Raw genomic sequence first — 7,607 nt, forward strand, 5'->3', positions numbered from 1 at the left:
TCCCTCGAGGGTAATGCGGATTCTTATTTGACGGCCAACTGCTCATGCACTCGAGACGCGGCGACGAGCCCCGTGTGATGCCCTCCGAGCCGGCGCTGCGTGTCATCATGCGCCGGCTGCGCGACATCATGGCCGAGCCCTCCGACGGGCAGGAGCGGCTCGACAAGATCGTGCGCCAGATCGCGGGCGTCATGGTGGCTGACGTGTGCTCGATCTATCTGCGCCGGCAGGACGGGTCGCTCGAGCTGTTCGCCAGCGAGGGCCTCAACCCCACGGCGGTGCATGCCACCATGCTGAAGCGCGGCGAGGGCCTCGTCGGGCGGTGCGCCGAGATCGGGGTGCCGATCAACGAGCCGGACGCGGCCAAGCACCCCGCCTTCTCCTACCGGCCGGAGACAGGTGAGGAGATCTACCACTCCCTGCTGGCGGTGCCGATTCAGAGGAGCGGGCAGGTGCTCGGCGTGCTGGTGGTGCAGAACCGCACGGTCAAGGAGTACTCCGACGAGGACGTCGAGGTGATGCAGGCCACCGCGATGGTGGTCGCCGAGCACCTGGTCTCGGGTGCCGTGTCCGGGGTCGGCTCGGCCATCGAGCTGTCGCGGGCGCTGTCGCGCGTGATCCGGGGCGAGCCGATCTCGGACGGCATCGCGCTCGGCCACGTGATACTGCACGAGCCCCGGATCGTCGTCACCAAGCTGATGTCGGACGATCCGGCTGCGGAGCTGCGCCGGCTCGAGGATGCGCTCCTGGAGCTCAAGACCTCGCTCGACGACATGCTGAGCCACGAGCTTCTGTCGGGCGCGGGGGATCACCGGGACGTGCTCGAAGCCTACCGCATGTTCGCGCACGACCGCGGCTGGGAGCGCCGCCTGCGCGAGGCGGTGCAGAGCGGGCTCACGGCGGACGCGGCGGTGGAGCGCGTCAAGAACGGCACGCGGGCGCGCATGCTGAAGCAGCCCGATCCCTTTTGGCGCGAGCGACAGCGCGACCTCGACGATCTCTCCGATCGGTTGCTCCGGATCCTGGCCGGCGTCTCGACCGGGCCGCTCAGCCCGCAGGAGATGCCGACGGACACTATTCTCGTGGCGCGCAATATGGGTCCCGCCGAGCTGATCGACTACGACCGCTCGCGGCTGCGCGGCCTCGTGATCGAGGACGGCAGCGGGCAGAGCCATGTGGCGATCGTGGCGAAAGCGCTCGGCATCCCCGCCGTGGGGCAGGCGGAGGGCATCGTCGAGCGCGTGACGGCGGGCGACGCGATTATCGTCGACGGCGTGATCGGGGAGGTGCACGTGCGGCCCTCGGCGGATGTGGTGTCCGCCTATACCGACAAGGTGCGCTTCCGGGCCAGGCGGCAGAAGCAGTACGAGGCGCTGCGCGACCTGCCGGCCGTCACCACGGACGGGGAGCGCATCGCATTGCAGATCAATGCGGGGCTGCTCGCGGACATGCCGCACGTCAAGGAATCGGGCTCGGACGGCATCGGGCTCTTCCGCACCGAGCTCATGTTCATGCTCTCGCACAGCCTGCCGCGCGTCGACCGGCAGACGCAGGCGTACGAGGCGGTGCTCGACGAGGCCAAGGGCAAGCCGGTGGTGTTCCGCTCGCTCGACATCGGCGGCGACAAGATCCTCCCCTACCTGCCGCACGTGCCGGAGGAGAACCCGGCCATCGGGTGGCGGGCGATCCGCATGTCGCTCGACCGGCCGGCGCTGTTCCGCGTGCAGATCCGGGCCCTGCTCAGAGCAGGCGCGGGGCGCGAGCTTCGCATCATGATCCCCATGGTCTCGGTCGCGACCGAGATGGACGAGATCAAGGTGCTGATCGACAAGGAATGCGACCTTGCCGTCAAGCGCGGCGCGAAGCTGCCTGAGAAGCTCCTGATCGGGGCCATGATCGAGGTGCCGAGCGTGCTGTTCGAGCTCGACGAGCTGTTGCCGCGCGTCGATTTCGTGTCAGTGGGCAGCAACGACCTGATGCAGTTCCTGTTCGCCGCCGACCGCTCGAACTCGCGCGTCGTGAACCGGTTCGATTCGCTGTCGGTGGCTTCGCTCAGGGCGCTGAGGCAGCTCGCGCGGGCGTGCCGGCGCCACCAGGTGCCGCTGACGCTCTGCGGCGAGATGGCCGGGCGGCCCGTCGAGGCCATGGCGCTGATCGGGCTCGGCTTCCGGACCTTGTCGATGGCGCCGGCCTCGATCGGGCCGGTCAAGACCATGATCCGCGCGCTCGACGCCGGGAAGATCACGGCGCTGCTCGACGAGCTGCTGGCCGGGCGCAGCGGAAGCCTCAGGGCCGACCTCGAAGATTTCGCCGTGCGCCACGGCATCGAGATATAAAGACCAGATAGCCCCCTCATCGAAGATCCATGAGCGTCATTCCGAAAGAAAAGCTCGCGCGGCTCGTCGAGCGCTACGAGACCATCCAGGCCGAGCTCAACCAGGGCGCGCCGCAGGCGACCTACGTCAAGCTGACGCGGGAGCTTTCCGAGCTCGAGCCGCTGATCGCCGCGGTGCGCGAGCTCGAGGTGGCCGAACAGGAGCAGAGCGATCTCGAGGCGCTGGTCGCGGACCCCGCCCAGGACAGGGACGTGGTCGAGATGGCGCGCGAGGAGATCGCGCTGATCGGGCCGCGCGTCGAGGAGATCGAGCACCGGCTGCGCGTGTTGCTGCTGCCCAAGGACGCCGCGGATGAGAAGAGCGCTATCCTCGAGGTGCGCGCCGGGACCGGCGGCGACGAGGCGGCGCTGTTCGCGGCCGATCTCTTCCGTATGTACCAGCGCTACGCCGACCTCAAGGGCTGGACGACGGAGATCATCTCGGTGTCGGAGAACGATCTCGGCGGCTACAAGGAGATCGTCGCGTCGATCACGGGGCGCGGCGTGTTCGCCCGGCTCAAGTACGAGAGCGGCGTGCACCGCGTGCAGCGCATTCCGGCGACCGAGAGCGGCGGGCGCATCCACACGTCTGCGGCGACCGTGGCCGTGCTGCCCGAGGCCGAGGACATCGACATCGACATCAAGGACCAGGACATCCGCATCGACACCATGCGCGCGGGCGGTGCCGGCGGCCAGCACGTCAACAAGACCGACAGCGCCGTGCGCATCACGCACCTGCCGACCGGCATCATCGTGGTCTCGGCCGAGAAGTCGCAGCATCAGAACCGCCGCCTCGCCATGCAGGTCTTGCGCTCGCGGCTGTTCGAGCTCGAGCGGGAGCGCGCCGACAGCGCGCGCAGCGAGGCGCGCAAGAGCCAGGTCGGGTCGGGCGACCGCTCGCAGCGCATCCGCACCTACAACTTTCCGCAAGGGCGCGTGACGGATCATCGGATCAACCTGACGCTGCACAACATCGACCGCGTTATGGAAGGCGCCGGGCTCGACGAGATCATCGACCGGCTGATCGCCGAGAATCAGGCCGAGGCGCTGGCGGCGATGGAACGCCATGGTGCCTGATGCCGACATGGAAGCCGTGTCGTTCGCCGGTCTCGCGGCGCGGGAGGCGGCGGCGGCGCTGACGCGCGTTCTCGACGCGGCGGGCATCGAAGGGGCGGCGCGGGATGCGCGCCTGCTGCTGATCGAGGCGCTCGGGATCTCCGCGACCGACCTCGTGCGGGAGCCCATGCGCCGTCTTTCCGATGGCGAGGCGCAGAGGCTCGCAGAGTTCGCGCGCCGGCGCGCCCGGCACGAGCCGGTGTCGCGCATTCTGGGCCGGCGCGGCTTCTACGGGCGCACGTTCCGCATCACGCCGGCGACGCTTGATCCGAGGCCGTGCACGGAGACAGTGATCGAGGCGGCGCTCGCGATCGCCGACCAGGAAGGCTGGCGCGATGCGCCCATCCGCATTCTCGATGTGGGGACGGGCTCGGGTGCGTTGCTCGTGACGTTGCTCGCGGAGCTGCCGCTGGCGACTGGCGTCGGAACGGACATCAGCAGGGCGGCGCTGGCCGTGGCGCAGGAGAACGCGGAGCGGCTCGGCGTCGCATCCCGTGCGACGTTTCTCGAGCGCCGCACCCTTGAAGGCGTGGAAGGGACGTTCCATCTGCTTGTCTCGAACCCGCCCTACGTTGCGCGCGGAGATATCGCGGCGCTCGAGCCTGAGGTGCGGAATTTCGATCCCACGGCTGCACTCGATGGCGGTGCGGATGGCCTCGACATCTATCGTGCGCTCGCAAAGGACCTGAAGGGATGCGTGCCCGCGGGCTGGGCGCTGCTCGAAGTGGGCGCCGGGCAGGCGGCCGACGTCGAATCGATTTTCCGCCGCGCGGCGGGGTCGGATGCCCCCCCAGAGGTCAGGCTGTGGAAGGATTTGGGGCAGCACACACGCTGTGTTGCCGTGCGGACACAATATTATCCATGACGCTAAAAACGCTTGGATTTGGTGCGCGTCGGGTCTAATGTACCTGTCAGAAGGTTTAACCTCATGCGCAGCTCGTTTTGACAGCGGCCCATTCGGCGATCCGGCTGTCATCATTTAGCGCATGATGAGATGCGAGATAAAGCGATCAGAGCTGTCAGCGGTGCCGTAACGGCAGACCCCCGATAGCGACGAGAACGCCCATCGCACTCACGCTCCTCCCTTTCGGACATGCGGCTGTCGTTCGAGCACGAAAAGAGAGACGGATCTGGCTGGCGGACGCGGGGGTCCGCGTAATCCTGGTCGTCGTGCGCACGCGAGTTAATCGTGAGCCGCAGCCGGGGGATGGTGTGAGCCGGGGAGCCGGTCCAGGTCTTTGATCAGGCCAGTGATTTGCGCGTCGGACCTAGGGGATCCGAGGCGATCATGGTCAAGCAGAACGCGGCCGAAGGGCCACGAGGGTTTCGCTACGTGCTGCCCACGCGTGCGTGCGCGGTGCGTTTAATTTCCACAACTGTCGAGAATGGAGCCCATGAGGCAGGGACAGCAGAACCGCAGAGGACGCGGCCGCAATAACAACAACAATAACAATAATCAGCATCGCAAGGGGCAGAACCCGCTGACGCGGAGCTTCGAAAGCACGGGGCCGGACGTCAAGCTGCGCGGCACACCCGCCCATATCGCCGAGAAGTACATCGCGCTGGCGCGTGACGCCCAGTCCTCCGGCGATCCGGTTCTGGCAGAAAATTATCTGCAGCACGCGGAGCACTACAACCGCATCATCATGGCCTTCCGCGAGCAGCAGATGGCCCAGGGCGGCGACCTGCAGAACGGCGCGGGACGTCCGCGGCCGGCCGGGTTCGGCGAGCCGGTGCCGATGGGCGACGACTTCGGTGACGACGAGGGCGAGTTCGGCTCGGACGTGCAGGCGCAGCAGCCTTACTCACAGCCCGCGCGCAGCGAGGGGCAGCCCCGCCAGCACGAAGGCCAGCGTTATGACGATCGCGGGCCGCGTCAGTTCCATGGCCGTGATCGCGATCGTGATCGTGGCGGCGACCGCGGGTATTCGGATCGGCACGAGCGCGGCGAGCGGTTTGCGCGCGGCGACCGGCCGGAGCGGATCGAGCGCGCCGACCGGCCCGACCGCGCGCCGCAGCCGGACATCGGCGTCGAGGCGCAGCCCCGGCGCGAGCGGCAGACGGTTCCCCATCACGAGCAGCCCGAGTTCCTGCGCCGTCCGGTGCGCCGCCCGCGGCGTGAGGCGAGCGCGGCCGAGGACGGCGATTCGGCGCCGACGCCGGCCGTCGAGGGCAGCGGCGACTGAGGCGCTTGCCTGAGTAGCATCGACTTGTTGAAGGGCCGCGGCGGTGTCCGCGGCCTTTTGCTTGGGATTTTTGGCGCGGCGTCAGAAACCTATCGTTCCGATAGTGGCGTGGATGGCCGCCATCGCGGCCATGACGGCATCTGCCTGAACAGGACAGTGTCTATAAGGTCAGATGGTCTCCGACGGTGAGGGTGCCGCCGGTCTCGACGGTCGCGTAGACGCCGAAGTCGGTGTGGCCGAAGGCGCGCTTGAGCACGGCCGGAATGTCCATGTCGCGGGGGCCGGTCTTGGGATCGACGTTGGTCGCCGCGCAGCGGCCCGTGCGCTCGACCACCTTGAGATGGGTCGGACCGATAGCGATCTCGTGGCCGACCCAGGCGAGCTCGGCCCAGGCGTCCGGGCCGTCGACGATCAGGTTGGGGCGGAAGCGGATCGGGTCGATGGTGCGTCCCATCACGCGCTCCAGCTCGCGCAGTGTCGCGAGGTTGATGATGTGGACGCAAGGCACTCCGCCCTCGGTGATGGTGTGGCCCGGGACGCCCACGATCTTGGGGCGGCCGCGCAGCCGGTCGGCCATGAAGGCGGCCATGAACTGCTCGATGACCTGGCGGCCTGACGGGGTCGAGAGGTCGCCGCTCGCCACTTGGCGGCCGCCGCGCAGAAGGACCAGACGCTGGGTCTCCTCCTCGAAGCGCGCCTCGAGGGCCGCTAGGCGCTCGTCGCGCATCAGGATCAGGAAGCTGATGTCCGGGACCGGCTGCAGGCTCGCAGGGTCGAAGCGACTGGGGCCGTTCTCGATGGCCCAGGCCCTGTCATAAGGCAGGGCTCCGCCGGCCGCGACCGTGACGCTCTGCAACGGGTCGGGCGAGAGGCCCTTGACCGGATAGCGAAAGAGCCCCGTAACCACGCCCGTCATTCGCGCTCCCTCTGTCCTGCGGCCGGCGTTTTGATACGACGCAACGGCGCCCCCTTTATACGATGCTAGGCAGCCCTATATCTCGTTCAGTCGGTCGCTGCCGGGTGCCTAACGGGCTCGGTTGCGGCCGCAAGACTATCCATTCGTGACGGCGTTCCAATCCGTGCCGGAAGTCGGGCGGGGAAACGCGCTGAGGAGGTTAATTCCCATGGATTTCGAAAGATATACGGATCGCGCAAAGGGGTTCGTGCAGTCGGCCCAGAGTCTCGCGCTCCGTGAGGGACACCAGCAATTCGCGCCTGAGCATCTGCTCAAGGTGCTTCTCGAAGACAATGAAGGGGCGGCATCCGGGCTTATCGCCCGCGCCGGCGGTGACGCTAAGGCGGCGCTGGCTGCCGTCGAGCGTCTGCTCGCCAAGCGGCCCAAGGTCAGCGGCGGCGGGGCCGGTCAGCTTTATCTCGCGCCGGAGCTGGCGCGTGTTTTCGACAATGCCGAGAAGATCGCCGAGAAGGCGGGAGACAAGTACGTCACGGTCGAGCGGCTTCTGCTTGCGCTCGCGCTCGAGAAGAGCTCGGAGGCCGGAAAGATCCTGGCCGACGCGGGCGTCACGCCCGAGCGGCTCAACACGGCCATCAATGAGATTCGCAAGGGGCGTACGGCGGACAGCGCATCGGCCGAGCAGAGTTTCGAGGCGCTGAAGCGCTATACGCGCGACTTCACGGAAGCAGCAGCCAACGGCAAGCTCGACCCCGTGATCGGGCGCGACGAGGAGATCCGCCGCACCATCCAGGTGCTCTCGCGGCGCACGAAGAACAATCCCGTGCTGATCGGCGAGCCCGGCGTCGGCAAGACGGCGATCGCCGAGGGCTTGGCGCAGCGCATCGTGCAGGGCGACGTGCCCGAAAGCCTCAAGGACAAGAAGCTGCTCGCGCTCGACATGGGCGCGCTGATCGCGGGCGCCAAGTTCCGAGGCGAGTTCGAGGAGCGGCTCAAGAGCGTGCTCAACGAGGTGACG

6 protein-coding genes are annotated in these 7,607 nt (G+C 67.8%); 5 read left to right on the forward strand and 1 reads right to left on the reverse strand.

The window, feature by feature from the left end; translation table 11 throughout:
- Positions 1-77: 77 nt before the first annotated feature.
- The 4 genes from ptsP to IT540_RS20465 all read left to right on the forward strand — a co-directional run bounded on the left by ptsP (position 78) and on the right by IT540_RS20465 (position 5,676).
- Positions 78-2,336, forward strand: a complete 2,259-nt coding sequence (gene ptsP / locus IT540_RS20450; protein WP_291181724.1) for a phosphoenolpyruvate--protein phosphotransferase — start codon at positions 78-80, stop codon at positions 2,334-2,336.
- Between the two features lie 29 nt (positions 2,337-2,365).
- The gene (gene prfA, locus IT540_RS20455) at positions 2,366-3,451 is read left to right on the forward strand and encodes a peptide chain release factor 1 (protein ID WP_291181725.1); all 1,086 of its coding nucleotides are present in this window, start codon (positions 2,366-2,368) and stop codon (positions 3,449-3,451) included.
- Positions 3,441-4,355: a peptide chain release factor N(5)-glutamine methyltransferase gene (gene prmC / locus IT540_RS20460; protein ID WP_291181726.1), complete on the forward strand. Its 915-nt coding sequence runs from the start codon at positions 3,441-3,443 to the stop codon at positions 4,353-4,355. The genes prfA and prmC overlap by 11 nt, the downstream gene beginning before the upstream one ends.
- A 529-nt stretch (positions 4,356-4,884) precedes the next feature.
- The gene (locus tag IT540_RS20465) at positions 4,885-5,676 is read left to right on the forward strand and encodes a DUF4167 domain-containing protein (RefSeq protein WP_291181727.1); all 792 of its coding nucleotides are present in this window, start codon (positions 4,885-4,887) and stop codon (positions 5,674-5,676) included.
- A 160-nt stretch (positions 5,677-5,836) separates the two neighbouring features.
- On the opposite strand, the gene IT540_RS20470 is transcribed toward IT540_RS20465, so the two are convergent.
- The gene (locus IT540_RS20470) at positions 5,837-6,592 is read right to left on the reverse strand and encodes an MOSC domain-containing protein (RefSeq protein WP_291181728.1); all 756 of its coding nucleotides are present in this window, start codon (positions 6,590-6,592) and stop codon (positions 5,837-5,839) included.
- Positions 6,593-6,800: 208 nt separating this feature from the next.
- Between IT540_RS20470 and IT540_RS20475 the strand changes: the two genes are divergently transcribed.
- Positions 6,801-7,607 (forward strand): Clp protease N-terminal domain-containing protein (locus IT540_RS20475; RefSeq protein WP_291181729.1); only part of this gene is annotated, 807 nt, incomplete at its 3' end.

This window comes from Hyphomicrobium sp., assembly GCF_020852195.1.
GTDB lineage: Bacteria > Pseudomonadota > Alphaproteobacteria > Rhizobiales > Hyphomicrobiaceae > Hyphomicrobium_C.

What these genes read in the sequence shown, in the direction of transcription:
- ptsP (WP_291181724.1), top strand. Translation starts at nt 78, where the DNA reads ATGCCCTCCGAGCCGGCGCTGCGTGTCATCATGCGCCGGCTGCGCGAC.
- prfA (WP_291181725.1), top strand. Translation starts at nt 2,366, where the DNA reads ATGAGCGTCATTCCGAAAGAAAAGCTCGCGCGGCTCGTCGAGCGCTAC.
- prmC (WP_291181726.1), top strand. Translation starts at nt 3,441, where the DNA reads ATGGTGCCTGATGCCGACATGGAAGCCGTGTCGTTCGCCGGTCTCGCG.
- IT540_RS20465 (WP_291181727.1), top strand. Translation starts at nt 4,885, where the DNA reads ATGAGGCAGGGACAGCAGAACCGCAGAGGACGCGGCCGCAATAACAAC.
- IT540_RS20470 (WP_291181728.1), bottom strand. Translation starts at nt 6,592, where the DNA reads ATGACGGGCGTGGTTACGGGGCTCTTTCGCTATCCGGTCAAGGGCCTC.